General features: G+C 46.0%; 14 protein-coding genes. 2 read left to right on the top strand and 12 right to left on the bottom strand.

Features of this window, described 5'->3' with window-relative positions; genetic code table 11:
- Positions 1 to 3 precede the first annotated feature (3 nt).
- The 4 genes from DHX103_RS12440 to DHX103_RS12425 form a co-directional block, all read right to left on the bottom strand.
- On the bottom strand, positions 4 to 1,476 hold the full coding sequence (locus DHX103_RS12440) for a nicotinate phosphoribosyltransferase (RefSeq protein ID WP_422122598.1): 1,473 nt from the start codon (positions 1,474 to 1,476) through the stop codon (positions 4 to 6).
- 447 nt (positions 1,477 to 1,923) lie between these two features.
- Complete coding sequence (locus DHX103_RS12435; RefSeq protein WP_422122597.1) at positions 1,924 to 2,601, bottom strand: GNAT family N-acetyltransferase; 678 nt, start codon at positions 2,599 to 2,601, stop codon at positions 1,924 to 1,926.
- A gap of 34 nt (positions 2,602 to 2,635) precedes the next feature.
- Positions 2,636 to 4,252: an alpha-glucosidase gene (locus DHX103_RS12430; protein WP_422122596.1), complete on the bottom strand. Its 1,617-nt coding sequence runs from the start codon at positions 4,250 to 4,252 to the stop codon at positions 2,636 to 2,638.
- Between the two features lie 183 nt (positions 4,253 to 4,435).
- A complete protein-coding gene (locus tag DHX103_RS12425; RefSeq protein WP_422122595.1) occupies positions 4,436 to 6,448 on the bottom strand; it encodes a penicillin-binding transpeptidase domain-containing protein in 2,013 nt (670 codons plus the stop codon).
- Positions 6,449 to 6,594: 146 nt separating this feature from the next.
- On the opposite strand from DHX103_RS12425, the gene DHX103_RS12420 reads away from it, so the two are divergent.
- A complete protein-coding gene (locus tag DHX103_RS12420; RefSeq protein ID WP_422122594.1) occupies positions 6,595 to 7,875 on the top strand; it encodes a glucose-6-phosphate isomerase in 1,281 nt (426 codons plus the stop codon).
- Positions 7,876 to 7,926: 51 nt separating this feature from the next.
- Here DHX103_RS12420 and DHX103_RS12415 read toward each other — a convergent pair whose 3' ends face one another.
- The 8 genes from DHX103_RS12415 to DHX103_RS12380 form a co-directional block, all read right to left on the bottom strand.
- Positions 7,927 to 9,543, bottom strand: coding sequence for an alpha-glucosidase (locus tag DHX103_RS12415; RefSeq protein ID WP_422122593.1), 1,617 nt, complete (start codon positions 9,541 to 9,543; stop codon positions 7,927 to 7,929).
- Between the two features lie 12 nt (positions 9,544 to 9,555).
- The gene (locus tag DHX103_RS12410) at positions 9,556 to 10,575 is read right to left on the bottom strand and encodes a LacI family DNA-binding transcriptional regulator (RefSeq protein ID WP_422122592.1); all 1,020 of its coding nucleotides are present in this window, start codon (positions 10,573 to 10,575) and stop codon (positions 9,556 to 9,558) included.
- A gap of 13 nt (positions 10,576 to 10,588) precedes the next feature.
- Positions 10,589 to 11,404: a carbohydrate ABC transporter permease gene (locus DHX103_RS12405; protein ID WP_422122591.1), complete on the bottom strand. Its 816-nt coding sequence runs from the start codon at positions 11,402 to 11,404 to the stop codon at positions 10,589 to 10,591.
- Complete coding sequence (locus tag DHX103_RS12400) at positions 11,404 to 12,264, bottom strand: carbohydrate ABC transporter permease (RefSeq protein WP_144840676.1); 861 nt, start codon at positions 12,262 to 12,264, stop codon at positions 11,404 to 11,406. The genes DHX103_RS12405 and DHX103_RS12400 overlap by 1 nt, the downstream gene beginning before the upstream one ends.
- Positions 12,265 to 12,362: 98 nt before the next feature.
- Entirely contained in the window at positions 12,363 to 13,664 is a 1,302-nt protein-coding gene (locus tag DHX103_RS12395) for an ABC transporter substrate-binding protein (protein ID WP_422122590.1), read from the bottom strand.
- A 147-nt stretch (positions 13,665 to 13,811) separates the two neighbouring features.
- Positions 13,812 to 14,885, bottom strand: a complete 1,074-nt coding sequence (locus DHX103_RS12390) for an ABC transporter ATP-binding protein (RefSeq protein WP_422122589.1) — start codon at positions 14,883 to 14,885, stop codon at positions 13,812 to 13,814.
- Positions 14,886 to 14,889: 4 nt separating this feature from the next.
- Positions 14,890 to 15,765, bottom strand: a complete 876-nt coding sequence (locus tag DHX103_RS12385) for an ROK family protein (RefSeq protein ID WP_422122588.1) — start codon at positions 15,763 to 15,765, stop codon at positions 14,890 to 14,892.
- Between the two features lie 58 nt (positions 15,766 to 15,823).
- Positions 15,824 to 17,419 (bottom strand): glycoside hydrolase family 13 protein, encoded by a 1,596-nt coding sequence (locus DHX103_RS12380; RefSeq protein ID WP_422122587.1) that lies wholly within the window; start codon positions 17,417 to 17,419, stop codon positions 15,824 to 15,826.
- Positions 17,420 to 17,597: 178 nt separating this feature from the next.
- On the opposite strand from DHX103_RS12380, the gene DHX103_RS12375 reads away from it, so the two are divergent.
- Entirely contained in the window at positions 17,598 to 18,182 is a 585-nt protein-coding gene (locus DHX103_RS12375; protein ID WP_422122586.1) for a biotin transporter BioY, read from the top strand.
- Positions 18,183 to 18,223: the final 41 nt, after the last annotated feature.

Here is an 18,223-nt window from a genome sequence, read left to right as displayed (position 1 = left end):
CTCCTATTTGTTTGAGAAGTTTTGAATTGAATCGCGGACTTCCTGAATGTTGCGCATTTTATTGTCCCAGCATTTTTGGCTGAGGTCGACAGGGTATTCTTCGGGATTCAGCGAGCGCTTGTATTCGTCCCACAGCAGGCTGAGGCTCTGTTTTGCATAATCCTTCACTTCCTGAATGGAAGGGTATTGATAGATGAATTCCCCATCCTTTACCACCTGTTTATGAATTTCGACTGCTTCAAAATTCGTGACAAATTTTGACACGAAGGTATGGACCGGATGGAACATTTTCAGGCGTTCCTCAGATGACGGATCTTCATCCGCCATGGTAATATAATCCCCTTCTGATTTCCCATTTTCCCTGTCTATGATTCTGTAAACTTTTTTCAATCCGGGGGTTGTAACTTTTTCCGCATTTCCGGAAATCTTGATGGTATCTTCCAGATGCCCTTTGTCGTTCTCAATCGCCACAATTTTGTAGACCGCTCCCAAGGCCGGCTGGTCGTATGCGGTGATCAGCTTGGTGCCGATTCCCCATGCATCCACTTGCGCCCCCTGGGCTTTCAGGTTCAGGATGGTGTATTCATCCAAATCGTTCGACACGACAACTTCGGCATCCGGGAAGCCGGCTTCATCGAGCATTTTCCGTGCTTCTTTGGAAAGAAACGCGATGTCCCCGCTGTCCAGGCGAATGCCTTGAAAATTAATCTTGTCCCCAAGTTCTTTTGCCACCTGGATTGCAATCGGAAGACCCGATTTTAATGTATCGTATGTATCTACCAGGAATACGCAGTTTTTATGGCGTTTTGCGTATGCATGAAACGCTTCGTATTCGTCTTTATAAGCTTGGATCATGGAATGGGCGTGCGTACCTGAAACCGGCAGGCCAAATAATTTCCCCGCTCTGACATTGCTTGTCGATTCCAAACCGCCGATAAATGTGGCGCGGGATCCCCACACTGCCGCATCCATTTCCTGTGCCCGGCGCGTACCGAATTCCATTACACGGTCGTCTTTTACAATTTGCTTGATGCGGCTTGCTTTTGTTGCGATGAGGGTTTGGTAATTAACGATATTGAGTAATGCCGTTTCAATCAATTGGGCTTCGGCAAGCGTTGCTTCGACCCGAATCAGCGGTTCGTTTTGGAAAACCACTTCACCTTCGACCACCGAATAAACGTTGCCGGTAAATTTAATCGTACTCAAATAAGCAAGAAAATCTTCTTTATAGCCGACTTCGTCTTTTAGATAAGCAAGATCCGATTCGGTGAATTTGAAGTTCTTCAAATATTCGAGTACCCGTTCCAGGCCTGCGAAGATGGCATAGCCGTTGCCGAAAGGTAATTTCCGGAAAAACAATTCAAACACAGCTTTTCGTTCATGCATGCCATCCGCCCAATAAGCTTCCACCATATTAATTTGGTATAAATCGGTATGCAGCGCGAGGCTGTCATCCGCATAAGTCGTATTTTGCATAGGCTCTCCTTCTTCCGCTATTGTTAAGTTCAATTAATTATACCCTAATGGACCTAATTCAAAAACGAAAGACAGCTTTTCTTCGGTTTAACCGCTATCAAGTTGACAAAACGTTAAAGGGTGTGCAATAATATTTAAGTTAACACAGAGGTAACTGATATATTTGATAATCTGGCATTCTACATTAATGTTTTTGAGAATACTTATTCACACTGGCGCGATTTGAGGATCGCAAGGACGTAAAAGAAGGTAGGGTTTACGTTGCTTAAGTTAGAAAGCACCCAGTGGAACACTGACCGCGGCACTGAAAGCAAACACTTTCAACGGAAATGATTCCCCTTTCAAAAGGGTTGAAAAATTGAATCAAGCTATAGTAATGTTACCTTCAAACCAACAAAGGGACGCTCCGATACCATATCGGGAGCGTCCCTTTTCCAATTTCCGGCCTTATTTATCTGTTGGCGCAAGAAAAGGATTGCGCCATTCCATCAACATTGCATAATCCCCTGAATCTTCATCATCCAAATAATCCGCCACCAATTTCACCGGTGTCCGGCCGCTGCGCATGAGAAACGTGATGACCGGATCTTTCATTTCACCGGCCAGCACCCCTTCTGCATATTGTTCAGCGCTCATATCTTTTGAAAATTGTTTAAACCCCGGCATCCTGCCACCTCCAATCACCCGTTCCAGGTGATCTTCAATAACACGTTCATAAGCTGCCTGCTGGAGCAATTTTCCGAGTTCCATTTTCCGGAAAGCCGGTTTTACACCAATATCTACTATATAAAAGCTTTTGCCGTACGGATTATGAGTCGTAATATATCCGTGGTCCGTTACTTCTTCCCAGCTGTGGTCGAGGTGATTGGGATCGAAGTCCGTCAGCATTCCGGTCAGCGACCCTGCCAATTCGCCGCCGATTTCGACGCATAACGCACCTTCCGGATAATACGCCAAGTGGTTGGCTAATTGTTTTTCATTCCATAATAGTTCATCGGGAAAAGGCGGGGGAAAACATTCCCTTTGGATTTCGATCAACCCTTTGAAATCTTCCTCCCGGTAATTCCTGATGATTGCCTTATGAACTTTTTTACCCTGAAACACAAATTGCTCTTTAGAATACAATTTTTTCGCTCCTTTTTAAAGCCTGTTGTCGATTTTATTCCAGTAAATACATACGCGCTTCATATGCCTGCATCCGTTCGCGCTTCGGATTCGTATAATTTGAAAATAAAAGAACCCCTTGCTCCCTCAGCTTCCAGCGGCAGCCATCGCTGTCCAAATGGGAAATCACCAATATCCGCTGATTTTCAAATTGCCGGATATAAGCATAGACGTCGGGGCAATCCGTTTCTGCAAGCTCCGTTTTCCCGTACAGCAAACAGATATAAGTCTTGCGCAGGGAAATCATCATTTTATAGAAGGAAAGGATGGACTGGCTTTCTTTTTGCTGCGCTTCAACGTTCAGCCACTGATAGTTTGGGTTCACTGATATCCACGGTTCACCTGATGTAAAGCCTGCATTCTCTCTGCTATTCCACTGCATGGGTGTCCGGGCATGGTCACGGCTGATCTTTTTAATCGACTGCATGATCTCCTCGTGCGAAACACCGTTCAACCGATTATATCGATAGAAATTTTTTGTCTCGACATCCCTGTACATTGTAATATCGTCAAAAGGGGCATTCGTCATGCCGATTTCCTGCCCCTGATAGATAAACGGGGTTCCCTGCATAAAGAAATACATACATGCCAGTGCCGTCGCACTTTCCCGCCAATACTCCTGGTCATCGCCCCAAGCCGAAACAGTCCTCGGCCGATCATGATTTTCAAGGTACAATGAATTCCACGCGATGCCATGGGCGCTTCTTTGCCATCGGTCCAGCACTACTTTCAAGGTTGCCACATTCCAATCCGCATCTTTGGCGGTGTTCCAGGATTCATGCGCTTCCAAGTGAAAAATCATATTGAATTTGCCCTCGTCCTCACTGATCCATTCCGCCAGCTCGTGGGCTTTGACACTATTCGCTTCCCCCACTGTTACGATATCGTATTTCGAAAAAACTTCATCCCGCATTTCTTCCAGAAAATCCTGTATGCCGTCGACATTTGTCATTTTTTCCCATGCAGGCACGTAATTTTTACCCTCAGGATTTGGCATGTCGGTAAAATCCTTTTTCAAGTGATTGATGGCGTCAACTCGAAAACCGTCGACCCCCTTTTCAATCCACCATTTGATCATATCGTAAAGTTCACGGCGGACTTCGGGATTTTCCCAATTCAGATCCACCTGATTTTTGGTATAAATATGGAGATAATATTGATTAGTTTTCGGATCGAACGTCCAGGCAGGACCCCCAAAAATACTTTCCCAATTTGTCGGCTTGTCACGCCAAATATACCAATCCCGCTTCGGATTGTCTTTCGAAGATTTGGATTCATGAAACCAGGGATGCTGATCGCTGGTATGGTTCAGCACGAGATCAAGAATCAGCTTCATACCGCGCAAATGGATTTGTTCAAGCAGCTGATCAAAATCTTCCATCGTGCCCATCTCATCCATAATTCCCCGGTAATCACTGACATCATAGCCGTTATCGACATTGGGTGATTTATACATCGGACATAACCAGATTATATCAATCCCCAGTTCCTGAAGGTAATCCAGCTTCTCGGCAACGCCGTTTAAATCGCCAATGCCGTCTCCGTTGCTATCGTTGAAGCTCCGAGCATAAATCTGATAGACTACTGCCTCTTTCCACCATGTTTTTTTCATATTAACGCCCTTCTTTCAAAGCGGTTTGTCAGCCGGAACCGGATAAAGTTTCACATCGTTCTAGTATTTCGCCACTGGCTTGAAAAACCCTTCCGTTAAAAGCATTATTTTGATATTAAAAGTATTTTATTGTGCCGCAATAAAAAATGAACCCCCATCATATACGGGATGGCGGTTCACTCTTTATTCGTAAAATCGTTCGAATGTATCGCCTACCATGCCTGCAACATACCCGCTGCCGTCGTTGTTGCCGACATCTTCAATCATCATCGCCATGATGAATTCAGGGTCAGCAGAATCATAAGCGACGAAGAAGCCATTGTCCTGTCCTGTTTCTTCCCCCGCCGCTTTCAGTTCGGCGGTTCCGGTTTTGCCAGCTAAAGGAATGTTCTCCAAATTCGCTTCCTGTGCAAAGCCGTCCACGATGACATTGCGCATCCCGTTGCGAATGATTTCGGCATTTTCCGCAGAAACCAGATTCTCTTTCCAGATTTGCGCATCGTCTTCTTCCAGCAACAGCGTCGGTTTATGCATAACGCCGTCCGTCAGAAGCGGTTGATAAGAAGAAGCCAGGTGCAGGATATTCGCGAGCATCTGCCCTTGCCCGAAAGAGGTATCCGCCTGCTGCCCTTCGGAAGAAATCGTGCCATCATTGGAAATCTGGGAAGCCTGAAGTGCAAGCAGGTACGGAATTTCTTCACCGAACGCAAAGCTTTCCAAACCTTCCACCAACACGTTTCTGCCCATCTCCAGCGACTGCCTCGCAAAATAGATATTATCCGAATAAACCAATGCCTTATTCAAATCGATCGGATTGGGTGCTTCGGGATGAAGTCGCGTCACCCGGTAACCACCCCAATCATCCTTTGTCCAAGTTTCACCGGTAATCGTCAATCCTTCTGCGGGATCGAGCGTCCCGGCTTCCATACCGATTGCCGCCGTTATCGGCTTAATCGTCGAACCCGGCGCATAACTTGCGGCAAAGCGGTTATACAATGGCATTAACGGATTCGATTCCAGCTCCGCATATCGCTCACCGCTCATTCCCAGCATGAATTCGCTGGGGTCAAAACCAGGAGAACTCAGCAGCACCAAGGTTTCTCCGGTTTCCGGATCGACCGCTGCGCTGGTTCCCGCTTCACCGGCCATCGAATTATAGGCGATGTCCTGCAGCTTGGCATCGATCGTCAATTGAATCTTTTCACCGTCAACCGCCGCCTTTTCGGCTACGGTAATCTGTTCCTGTTCTTTGTCGATCCAAATGCGTACGCCGTTGTCACCGCGCAAACGCTCTTCCAAGTAGCGTTCCAGCCCCTGGCGTCCGATGGAGTCATTTTCGGTATAGCCCTGCTCCTGAAGTTCATCCAATTGCTCAGCCGTTATCGAACCGATATAGCCGATTAAATGGGACAGCGCTTCCCCATAAGGATACTCACGCATGGCGGTTTCCTGATGCATCGTTCCCGGAATTTCCAGCACCTGCTCGAGCAACTCCGCGTTGTCATTCGACGTTTTGCTGAGCGGCACAAATTGGCTGAGATTATTTTGGACCCAACCCTGATCCAGTTGCCGGTCGATTTCTTCCACCGACATGCCGAGCAATTCCGCCAGATTTTCCTTATCCGCCTCGTCCGTGAACTTTTCCGGAACCACACCGATCGAACGGCCGGTGCCGTTTATCGCCAGCGGCTGATCGTTGCGGTCAAATAATTCTCCTCTGGCCGCGGATTGATTGCTGATGCGAACCGGATCCCCTGCTTCAAGCTCCGGAAAAATGAAAGCAGGTGTCCACTCAATAAACCAGTTTCCCTGATCTTCCTCCTCTTCGTACAGCAGCGTCATGGTCTTTTCGAATTCGACAGGACCCGCCACTGTGTCCATCCTTACCTGCACCGGAAAATCGGCGGGCTGCGCTTCTTCCCATTCCGCATCTTCCCCTGCTTCTGTGAATGTCACTTCCAGGCTTTCAATGCCCAGATCGTCATGCAGCTTCTGTTGCCGCGTGACGTATTCTTCAGTGCCAAAAGTATTTTTTGTGCCTTCATTTAAATATTGTTCATACATTTCTTCAAACTCGATGTCATTCCAGTGTGCTATGTATTCGGCCAGGCGGTCTTCCGGTGTTGCCTGCTCCTGGCAGCCGGCAAGCAAAGATACTGCTGCGGCCAAGAAAATCCCTGTGAAAATTTTTCTCATCTTCGTTCCCCCATTTCCATAGTTACCAGCTTACCAGATTTTAGGGACTTGATAAAATGAAAGACCTGTGCAAAATTCTCAGGCGAATAAGGTACAGAAGTAGCAGATATGGTAAACTTGAGAGAAAAAGGAAAGGGAGTTTTCGCATGATCGAACTTACATATTCGGGGTCTTTCGCGGCGGTTCTGACGGATGAGAAGAAAGCAGCGTTACAAGAGATTCATACTGATTTATACAATAAAGAAGGACGGGGTTCTGATTTTCTTGGCTGGCTCGATTGGCCGAGCACTGTTCAACCCGAGTTTTTGGAACGCATCCAACAAACAGCCGACAAAATCCAGAAGGGTGCGGATGTGCTGGTGGTTATCGGCATCGGCGGCTCTTACCTCGGAGCAAAGGCTGCACTCACTGCACTCGCTCCCTATTTCAATGCAGCTGACCAAAAAACCGAAGTCCTGTTTGCCGGACATCAAGTGAGCGGTGAATACTTAAAGCAGTTGCTCGCCCATCTTGACGGCAAGGAAGTTATGGTCAATGTGATTTCAAAATCCGGGAAAACAACCGAGCCTGCACTCGCTTTCCGCTTCCTGAAAAAATACATGGAAGATCGTTACGGCGACGGAGCAGCTGAACGGATCATCGTCACCACCGATGCCGAAAAAGGTGCTTTGGTAAACTTGGCGATTGAAAATGGCTACGACCGTTTTGTCGTACCTGAAGATGTTGGCGGCCGCTATTCGGTGTTCACTGCAGTTGGTCTCCTGCCGATCGCCGCTGCGGGATATTCAATTGAAGAGTTGATGGCTGGCGCGAAGGATGCCGAACAGGCTTATCAGACATTCGATCTTGAAACCAATCCGGCGATCCGCTACGCAGCTGCCCGCCACCATCTTTATATGGAAGGTTACACAACAGAAGTAATGGCCACGTTTGAGCCGAAATTGGCATTTGTGCAGGAATGGTGGAAGCAATTATTCGGAGAAAGCGAAGGAAAAGATGGCAAAGGCATTTTCCCCGCATCCGTTTCATTTACCACCGACTTGCATTCAATGGGCCAGTATATCCAGGACGGCATCCGCAATTTATTTGAAAGCTTCCTGCTGATTAAAGAAAGCAAAGAAGACCTCACCGTCTTTGAAGCAGAAAATGACGGGGACGAATTAAATTACTTGGCCGGCATCTCACTGCAGGAATTTAATCATGTCGCTTATAAAGGAACCTCTTCAGCACATCTGGATGGCGGCGTGCCGCAAGTAAGCCTGACAATCGAAAAGATGGATGAGTTCCATCTCGGCCATCTGTTCTACTTCTATATGATTTCCTGCGCCTACAGCGCGTATCTGCTGGACATCAACCCATTTGATCAGCCGGGAGTCGAGGATTACAAGAACAACATCTTTAAGCTTTTGAAGAAGCCTGGATATTGATTGAAAAGCAAAAAAGGGCAGCCCCATTGGGACTGCCCTTTTTGTGTATTATTAGGTGATCTGATAGACCCTTGCTTCGTATGGACGAATTTCCGCCGGATCGATCAGCTCGTAATTCGACAGCAGAATGCCGTGGTTTTCGGGTTCATTCCAGCGGTATCTTTGCGGCCCAAGATTGGCTATCACCAGCACTTTGGTGTTTTCGTCTTCACGTGTATAGGCGAAAACGTCTTCAAAACCAAGTTCCTTCAATTCATACTTCCCGTAAACGAGTACATCCATATTTTTCCGGAGTGCAATCATTGATTTATAGAATGTCAATACAGAATGGGGGTTGTGTTTTTGCGCTTCGACGTTCAGCCATTCGTAGTTCGGGTTTGTGTAGATCCAAGGTTCATTCGTGGAAAAACCGCCATTCGGGCTGCTGTCCCATTGCATCGGCGTGCGTGAATGGTCACGGCTCGTAGCCTTGATGAGCGTCATCACTTGCTCATGCTCCATGCCTTCCGCAAGGTTATAGAAATAAAGGTTATGCGTCTGGACGTCATCGTATTGTTCGATTTTTTCGAACGGTGCATTGGTCATGCCGATTTCCTGTCCCTGGTAGATAAATGGTGTTCCTTGCATGAAGAAATACATGCAGGCGAGCGAAGTCGCGCTTTCCCGCCAGAAAATGCTGTCATTGCCCAAGGTCGAAACGGCGCGCGGCTTGTCATGATTTTCAATGAATAACGCGTTCCAGCCAATTCCCTCGACGCCTTTTTGCCAGCGTGTCAGAACTTTTTTCAGCTCAGGGACATTGACGCCTTTTTTCTCTTCATTGTCCCACAGACCAAGGTCTTCGAACTGGAAAACCATATTGAATTTGCCGTTCTCTTCACTGATCCATTCCTCGATATCCTCAGCGGATACGCCATTGGCTTCTCCGACCGTCATGATATCGTATTTTGCGAAGGTCTCATCCCGCAATTCCTCAAGCAGCGGCTGGATGCCATCGACATTCATCATCTTTTCCCAGGCAGGGACATAGGGCTGCCCTTCTTCAATGGGGAGATCGGTAAAATCTTTTTTGATGTGGCTGATGGCATCCACCCGGAATCCATCGATGCCTTTATCCAGCCACCAATTGATCATGCTGTATAAAGCTTTGCGGACTTCCGGATTTTCCCAATTCAGATCCGGCTGTTTTTTGGAGAAGATGTGCAAGTAATACTGCCCTGTTTTTTCGTCATATTCCCAAGCAGGACCACCGAAAATGCTTTTCCAGTTGGTCGGGTGATCACGCCAGACGTACCAATCCCGTTTCGGATTATTGAGGGACGACCGGGATTCCTGGAACCATGGGTGTTCGTCGCTCGTGTGATTGATGACCAAATCGATGATCAACTTCATGCCACGGGCGTGGACCTCCTTCAACAGGCGGTCAAAATCATCCATCGTTCCAAGTTCATCCATAATATCCTGATAATCGCTGATGTCATAGCCATTGTCGTCATTTGGCGATTTATACATCGGACAGATCCAGATGACGTCGATCCCAAGTTCTTTCAGGTAATCCAGTTTTTCCGTCACTCCGTTTATATCGCCGATGCCGTCGCCGTTCGAGTCCTTGAAGCTTCTCGGATAGACTTGATATGCAACTGCTTCTTTCCACCATTTTTTATTCATGTTCATTTCCTTTCAAAGACCTCGGCAAGATCCCCGTTCGATGAGCCGGGAAGGAACGATAATTTCTCTCGCCGGAGTCTCTCTGTCTTTTATTTTTTCAAGTACCAGTTCGGCCGCATGAATCCCCAGTTCATAAATCGAGATATCAACGGTGCTAAGCGGCGGTTTCAGATGTTCCGACAATGAATGGTTATTAAAGCTCAATACCGAAATGTCGCCTGGAACATCAATTTTCATATCCTGCAAATAACTGATCAGTTCATAAGCGATCAAGTCGTCATGCGTCACGATAGCAGTCGGCGGATTTTGAAGTTGCATCAATCGTTGAACCGATTGCTCTTCCAATCCGACGCTAATCGACTGATTGACGATCAATTCCGGATCAAAGTTAAGAAATGCCATTTCCAATGACTTTTGATAACCCTTCAAACGATCCAATGAAACCACATATTCCAATCCGCCGCCCACATAAGCGATGCGCTTATGACCCAGCTTGATCAGGTAATTCACCACTTCCCTGGCGTTGCCCACATTATCATTATCAACATAAGAAATCGAAGTCGTGTGAACATCCGGACGGCCGACAACTGAGAATGGAATATTGCTATTGTATAGGTATTCCATGATTTTGTCGCCGATTCTGGAGTATAAAAGTATGATTCCATCCACTCTTTTTCCCTGGGTCATCGATACCACTTCTTCGTATATTTCATCAGAGGTAGCACCAGTTGATAAATACAGGCCAAATTGGCTTTCATGCGCTCTGCTCGAAATGCCGCGCAACACTTCTGGAAAGAACGGATTTTGAAACGCCAGTGTCGCTGAATCCGCCATAATGATTCCGATTGTCTGGGTTTTCTGAATGACCAAATTTCGCGCCTGAAAGTTCGGGTAATAGCCGAGGTGCTTCATCGTTTCACGAACTTTCTTCTTCGTATCGTCGCTGATTCGCGGATTATCCGCTATCACACGCGATACTGTTGCTGGTGAGACCGATGCCGCTTTTGCGACATCTTTGATGGTAATTGCCATTGGAATCTCCCCTTTACTTTACTGCACCTTCAGAAACACCTTTAATGATTGAACGTTGTGCAAAGAAATAAAAGATGATGACCGGCACAATCGCTAGCGTCAAGCCGGCAAGAGCCAAATGCCATTGTTTCGTATATTCACCGAAGAAGAAAAACATCTTCAACGGGATGGTTTCACTTCCAGTTTTATTGATGACCAAAGAAGGCAGAAGGTAATCGTTCCAAATCCAGATAATGTTCAGTATTGCTACTGTGACAGTAATTGGCTTCAGCATCGGAAAGATGATGTGCCAGAAAATCTGCCACCGGTTCGCGCCATCTATACGCGCCGCTTCGTCCATTGAGGTCGGTATATTATTCAATGCGCCATGGTAAAGGAAAATGGATAAACTGGCGCCAAAACCGATGTACATAAAAATTAGGCCACCGCGGTTAAGCATGTCGAATTGGCCAAAAACCGTTACGAGCGGAATCATGACCGACTGGAACGGAATAAGCATCGCTGCGACAAAAACAAAAAACATAATGGTGCTGAGACGACTTTTAGCGCGAGACAGAGCATAGGCAGCCATCGCTGAAAAGAGGACAATCAGCACTACACTGCTGACAGTGATCAGCAGTGAATTGAACAACGTTTGCAAAAAGTCCAGTTCCTGAAAAGCGGTAATGTAATTGTCAAAACTCCATTGTTCCGGGGGGCTCGTCACATCCATAAATATCTCTTTTTTTGACTTAAAGGAATTGACGAACATTAGATAAAACGGTGCCAGCCACAAAATCGCAAGAAGAATGCCGAGAATTTCCAATTTCCAATTTTTCTTTTTTCTCATTACATTTCAACCTCCCGGCGTTTATTCCAATAAACCTGCAGCAATGCAATGATTGCCACAATCAAGAAGAAAATGACCGCTTTTGCTTGTGCATAGGCAAAGGCGTTCTGCATAAACGCGGTCTTGAAGATTTCCATGGCAACCATTTCCGTCGAGTTATATGGGCCGCCCCCTGTCAAGGACAGGTTCTGATCATAAAGTTTGAATGTATTTGACAGTGTCAGGAACATACTGACGGTAAAAGCTGGTGCCACCAAAGGGAAAACAATGTAACGGAAACGCTGGAAAGAAGATGCACCATCGATTTCAGATGCTTCCAGCAATTCATTCGGCAAGCCTTGCAAATAGGCAATATATATGACCATGATGTAGCCGGCCATTTGCCAGCTCATCAAAATGACCAGTCCCCAAAAACCGGTTTCTGTTGTGGACAGCCAGCCCATCAAGCTTTCCATGCCGACCATTTCACCGACACTGGCAAACACCTTGATGAAAATGAACTGCCAGATAAAACCAAGTATTAAACCCCCAATTAGATTGGGCATGAAAAAAGTGGTTCGGAGAAAACTACTGGTTTTGATGCGGGAGGTGACGATCAGCGCTAACGATAATCCGATGAAGTTGATGAGAATTACCGACACGACTGAGAATTTAGTTGTAAACCATAATGAATCCAGGAAACGCTCATCTTTGAAAAGATCTATGTAATTTTGGAACCCGACAAATTCTCCTGTTGTGATGCCGTTCCAGCTGGTAAAGGAATAATAGATGCCGAGCAACATTGGCATAACTACAACGAGCGTAAAAGCAATCAAGACCGGGGCCAGGAATAACCAATAAGCAAAATCTTTTGTACGCATAATCAAAGCCCTTCCTTTCTGCAATAGAAGCTTAAAGACAAAACAAAGCAGCACAGAGGCTGCTTTGTTTTGGTCTCCAGCTTATTTATTTCAATGTTTTATTGTCTGTCCGATTCCCATGCAGCTTTAGCTGAATCGACTATTTCTTCCCAAGTCGCTTCTTCGCTCAAGTATTTCTGGATATTGGCACCCAGCTCATCCTGGCCCCATCCAGTCGGATAGCCCATAAATACCCACCCGATTGTTTCTCCAGCTTCAGATGCATCATAAACTGCTTTGGATAATGGATCCGAGATTTTTGAAGTGTCATAGCCTTCATAAGCAGGAATGAATTTGAAGTCTTCTACTACCGCTGTTTTACCAGCATCAGAAGTATATAACCAATCCAGGAAATCTTTTGAAGCCTGGATCACGTCTTCATCAAGATTCGAGTTGACTGCCCAGTACATCGGAACGCCAACCGGCAACCCGCCTTCTTCGTACCCTTCAACCGGAATCGGCATCATATCAATGCCACCGTCAGCAAACTCCTGGTCGATTCCTGCGATTGAACCATATGCCCAGTTCCCCTGTTGAATGATCGCGACGCGCTCCAGAGAGAATAATTCTTCAACTTGCTGTGAATAGTCAAGGCTTACTGTCGGCTGTTTCGAGTATTCGTTTTGAAGGTCAACGATTTTTTTGAAGCCTTCTGAATAAGTGAAATCAACTGCTGGCGCATCATATGCGTCCAATACATTATGGTCAAATTCAGGTGCGATAAATGTGTTCGCCAAATGCAGGCCGGTTACCCAAGTTTCTTTTCCTGGGAATGCAAATACTGATTCGATTTCAAGTTCTTCTTTTTTTGAATCCAATGTTTTCACAGCTTCTTCGAGGCTTGCAAAGTCTGTAATCGATGCTGCATCGATTCCCGCTTCTTCAAACAGGCGTGTGTTGTAGATGAAACCATAGCCTTCCTGGTTATAAGGCAATCCGAGTACTTCCGAATCGACTGTGACGCCATCCAATGTTCCGTCCAGTGCCGCTTCTGCGGCAGCTGTATCGGAAAGCGGTGCCAGGCTGTCTTTCCAGTCAGCAACGTCCTGTGGTCCACCGATATTGAAGATCGCCGGTTCGTTGCCGGAAGCGAACTTCGAACGAAGGGCAGCACCGTAATCTTCTCCGCCCCCAACGGTCGTGATTTCAATATTTACATTCGGGTTTTCATCTTCATACAAAGCAACCACATCTTCAAACTGTTCTTTAAATTCCACTTTGAACTGGAAAATGTCGACAGTTACTTCTTCGCCTTCCGCCTGAGACCCTTCTTCTGTGCTGTCATCGCCGCATGCCGCCAGCAAACTTGTTGAAACGAGAAGTGAAGCGAGCAACCCTTTTTTGAACGTGAACTCTTTCATGTTAATATTCCCCCTTTGTAATTTGTGCAATCGTTTGCACAATAACCAAAATAAAAATGGAAACTTGGGTAAGAAAGCGTTTCCAATTTCCAATTGTTAGTATCTTATCACAGTGAAAACGTTTGCACAATATCTATAAAAAAATTTTTATTTGATTCTTTTTTCAGTTGCAGGATCGAAAAAGCGTGCTTTGTCCATTTCAAAAAGCATCGGGAAAACAGTGCCTGCAGATAACTCGTAATTGGCATCAACACGACCGATGAACGAATGGTCCTCTACTTTTCCATATACGATGTACTCTGAACCCATCAGTTCCACCACATCCAGTTCGACCTCGAGCACGTCTTCTGCTGCTTGCGGCTTATGGGTAATATGTTCCGGCCTCAAACCGATAACAATCTCTTTGCCATCCCAGCCTTCTGGCATTGCTGCCTTTGGAATCGGCAATTTTACCTGTCCCATCACAAAAGAGTCGCCTTCGATACGGCCATTAAAGAAATTCATCGCAGGAGATCCAATAAAGCCCGCCACGAACATATTATCCGGCTGGTCATAAACTTCTTTCGGAGTTCCGACTTGCTGGATGACGCCGTCTTTCATGATCACGATCCTTGTGGCCATCGTCATCGCTTCCGTCTGGTCGTGCGTCACGTAGATTGTTGTGGTTTTCAAACGTTGATGCAGCTTCGAGATTTCCGTTCGCATCTGAACACGTAGTTTCGAATCAAGATTTGATAATGGTTCATCCATTAGGAACAATTTGGCGTCACGGACAATCGCCCGTCCCAATGCCACGCGCTGACGCTGACCACCGGATAAAGCTTTCGGCTTTCTGTTCAAATAATCCATCAAGCCAAGTATTTCAGCGGCATTTCTGACCCGTTCTTTGATTTCCTCTTTCGCCATTTTCTTCAGTTTCAGGCTGAACGCCATATTTTCATAAACCGTCATATGGGGATACAAAGCGTAATTCTGGAATACCATTGCGATGTCGCGGTCTTTCGGCTCCACATTGTTCATCTTTTTACCGTCGATTGAAAATGTACCTTCTGAAATGTCTTCCAGGCCGGCAATCATTCGCAGCGTAGTCGATTTCCCGCAGCCCGAAGGTCCGACGAAGACGATGAATTCTTCATCTTCCACAGTAAGGTTGAAATTTTCGACTGCAGTCACTTTATTGTCGTAAGTTTTTGTTAACTGTTCCATCACTAATTTTGCCATTGTTTCACTTTCCTTTCAGTACAAGTAATGCAGCGCCTAATATTCCGGCATCATTGCCGAATTTCGCTGTTTGAATATCTAATGGATTGAGCAATAAAGGCTCAAGTTGGCGGATTAATTGTGGCCACCAATAATTTGCGGATTCTGACACCCCACCGCCGATGACAAGCATTTCCATATCAAATGCCGCCTGCAAAGAACTGATAACAACACCGAGATCATATGTGAACGCTTCCAATAATTGATTGGACTGTTCGTCTGTTGCTGCAGATTGAAACAGTTCGAGCGGCGTCATTTTCAAGCCAGCTTCATTAATTCGGCGCTGGATGCCCGTACCCGAAACGTACTGCTCGTAACAGCCTTTTCTTCCGCATGCGCAGTCAGCACCACCAGGGTATAAAGTTAAGTGCCCAAGTTCAGCGGCTCCACCGTTCGGACCCCCGCTCAGCAATTTCCCATCCCAGATTATGCCGCCACCAAGACCCGTACCGAGCGTCAGGCACACTACTCGTTCGAGCCCTTTGGCTGCCCCAAATTTCGCTTCAGCCAAAGCTGCACAGTTGGCATCATTCTCCACTTCGACGCGTTTCCCACTTGCCGCTTCCAATTGTGCTTTTACTTTTGTGCCGGTCCACCCTGGCAAAGCTTCCGTAGAAAAGATGATGCTCCCCTCTTTTGGATCGACAAAACCATGTGTACCGATTCCGATTGCCTCTGCTTCCGGATATTTCTCCAGTATCCGCAGAACATTTTCTTCCAAATACGGATACAAAGGAAATTGGGTCGGGATTTTTTCGTCATAGAGAATGCTGCCTTCAGCATCTATGATGCCCAGGCGAATTTTTGTTCCACCAATATCAACACCCATTACGTTCGCCATCGAGTTCCCCCTCTTGTTATGTGAAGTACTCTTATCATAACTGATATTCTTTCAATTTCTAGATTTTTTTATAGAACACGATCGTTTCGTAAGGACGCAAAAACAATTTTTCTGTATTCTTGGGAGTTTCATAATTATGTAGCAAAAGCTCTCCCTCCGGCATTGTAAACGTATGATTATCATTTGAGAAATTGCAGTAAACCGTTAATTTCTCATCCCCAATTTCACGAGTATATGCAAAAACATTCTCATCCTCCCGGTGCAGCAAAATAAAATTGCCGTGCCTAATGATATCCATCGTTTTCCGCAAACCAATCAGTTTTTTATAAAATTGATAAATCGAATTGTCTTCTTCCTTATCTGTTGTGTTGATGACAGAGTAATTCGGATTAACAGCGATCCACGGTGTGCCTGTCGTAAATCCGCCATTCGCTTCCGAGCTCCATTGCATTGGTGTCCTCGCGTTGTCGCGGCCTTTAACATAGATCGATTCCATTATTTTCTCGTGAGGAACTCCTTGGATGCTCTTTTCTGCATACATATTGAGGGTTTCAATATCCTTGTACTCATCGATGTCTTCGAAGCAAACATTCGTCATGCCGATTTCTTCTCCCTGATAGATGTATGGTGTTCCTTGCATGAAATGGAGGCATGCCGCCAGCATTTTTGCCGACTCGACGCGGTATTCCTTGTCGTTGCCGAACCTTGAAACGACACGCGGTTGGTCGTGGTTGTTCCAATAAAGGCTGTTCCACCCTTTTTTGTGCAAGGCATTCTGCCAGTGCTCCAGATTTTTTTTCAGATCTGTCAGCTGGAGCGGTTTTAAATCCCACTTCTCTCCGCTTGCCTGGTCAAGCCCCATGTGCTCGAAAGTGAAAATCATATTTACTTCTCTGCGCTCTCTGCCTGTATATTGAATAGCGTCCGTAACAGTCGCACCCGGCATTTCCCCGACAGTGACAATATCATATTTTGACAACACTTCCCTGTTCATTTCCTGCAGATAGTCATGAATCTTCGGGCCATTCATAAAGGATCCGCTTCCGTCGCCGGCCGGGCCATCTGGAAATTCGGGATCTTTGGAAATCAAATTGATGACATCCATTCGGAAGCCGTCTACACCTTTATCCAGCCACCAGCGCATCATTGAGTAAACTGCCTTCCGCATTTCCGGGTTCTCCCAGTTCAGGTCCGGTTGTTTTTTGGAAAATAGATGGAGAAAATACTGCTCGCGCCGTTCATCGAACTCCCATGCGGATCCACTGAAAAACGAACGCCAATTATTAGGCTCATCCCGCCATATGTAATATTCCGGGTTGTTCGTGAACCATTCATGTTCATCAGAAGTATGATTGACGACAAGGTCCATCATCAATTTCAATCCCCGATTATGCATTTGTTCGATCAATTCCTCAAAATCTTCCATTGTTCCAAAATCATCCATGATCCTCTGGTAATTGCGGATATCGTATCCATTGTCATCATTCGGAGAATCATAAACCGGCGACAACCAAATAACATCGATCCCGAGTTCTTGAAGATAATCAAGTTTTTGGATGATACCTTGTATGTCACCGATGCCATCGCCGTTTGAGTCCTTAAAACTCCTGGGATAAACCTGGTAAACTACCGATTGCTTCCACCACTCATCCATTTAAACACCCCTTCCACCTAAAAAACATGGAATATTCTAACATGAAGAAGGCGATAAAGGGAATATCCACCTGCAATCTTTGTTTCACTATAGTTTGTGTTAACTTAAATAAAAAATAAGTTGACTCATTTTCCATCATTTATTATACTGCTAATAGATTAACTATTGGAGGTTCCACATGACTACATACTCAAAAACAAGATCTGTAAATCATTCCAAAACATTGAAACTGGTGCACATCGCGATGTTTTCCGCGCTGATGGCAATCGGTGCCAACCTTACCTCATTCCTGATCATCGGCGGCGTACCGATCACGTTGCAGACTTTCTTCGCCATTTTGGCCGGCATTTTGCTCGGCAGCCGGCTTGGTGCAGCTTCCATGATTGTTTACGCATTTATCGGCCTGGCGGGAGTGCCGGTTTTCGCAAAATTCTCCGGCGGGATGGATACCATCATTTCTCCGACATTCGGCTTTATCATTTCTTTCATTCTGATTGCATATGTCACCGGGGTGATTGCTGAAAAATTCCCGACGCGCAAAGGTTTTGTCATTGCGGCGCTTGCCGGATTGTTCGTCAATTATGTTTTCGGCACGAACTGGATGTATGCCGCCTATAAATTATGGTTCGCTGCACCGGAAGGCTTTACGTACGCGATGGCATGGGCATGGATGGTGCCGCCGCTTCCAAAAGATCTGATCCTGGCAGTGCTTGCCGGCATCTTCGGCTTCAGGCTGAAGCCGATCATCCGTAAATATATGTAACTAATAAAGAAAAAAAGCCGGTGCGGGAAATTTCCCGCACC

Origin of the sequence: Planococcus daihaiensis (assembly GCF_049262615.1) — a bacterium.
Classification (GTDB): Bacteria; Bacillota; Bacilli; order Bacillales_A; family Planococcaceae; genus Planococcus.
This window is presented reverse-complemented; position numbering and strand designations above follow the sequence as displayed.

Coding starts and splice junctions, on each gene's coding strand:
- DHX103_RS12440 (WP_422122598.1), bottom strand. CDS start 1,476: ATGCAAAATACGACTTATGCGGATGACAGCCTCGCGCTGCATACCGAT.
- DHX103_RS12430 (WP_422122596.1), bottom strand. CDS start 4,252: ATGAAAAAAACATGGTGGAAAGAGGCAGTAGTCTATCAGATTTATGCT.
- DHX103_RS12425 (WP_422122595.1), bottom strand. CDS start 6,448: ATGAGAAAAATTTTCACAGGGATTTTCTTGGCCGCAGCAGTATCTTTG.
- DHX103_RS12420 (WP_422122594.1), top strand. CDS start 6,595: ATGATCGAACTTACATATTCGGGGTCTTTCGCGGCGGTTCTGACGGAT.
- DHX103_RS12415 (WP_422122593.1), bottom strand. CDS start 9,543: ATGAATAAAAAATGGTGGAAAGAAGCAGTTGCATATCAAGTCTATCCG.
- DHX103_RS12410 (WP_422122592.1), bottom strand. CDS start 10,575: ATGGCAATTACCATCAAAGATGTCGCAAAAGCGGCATCGGTCTCACCA.
- DHX103_RS12405 (WP_422122591.1), bottom strand. CDS start 11,404: ATGAGAAAAAAGAAAAATTGGAAATTGGAAATTCTCGGCATTCTTCTT.
- DHX103_RS12400 (WP_144840676.1), bottom strand. CDS start 12,264: ATGCGTACAAAAGATTTTGCTTATTGGTTATTCCTGGCCCCGGTCTTG.
- DHX103_RS12395 (WP_422122590.1), bottom strand. CDS start 13,664: ATGAAAGAGTTCACGTTCAAAAAAGGGTTGCTCGCTTCACTTCTCGTT.
- DHX103_RS12390 (WP_422122589.1), bottom strand. CDS start 14,885: ATGGCAAAATTAGTGATGGAACAGTTAACAAAAACTTACGACAATAAA.
- DHX103_RS12385 (WP_422122588.1), bottom strand. CDS start 15,765: ATGGCGAACGTAATGGGTGTTGATATTGGTGGAACAAAAATTCGCCTG.
- DHX103_RS12380 (WP_422122587.1), bottom strand. CDS start 17,419: ATGGATGAGTGGTGGAAGCAATCGGTAGTTTACCAGGTTTATCCCAGG.
- DHX103_RS12375 (WP_422122586.1), top strand. CDS start 17,598: ATGACTACATACTCAAAAACAAGATCTGTAAATCATTCCAAAACATTG.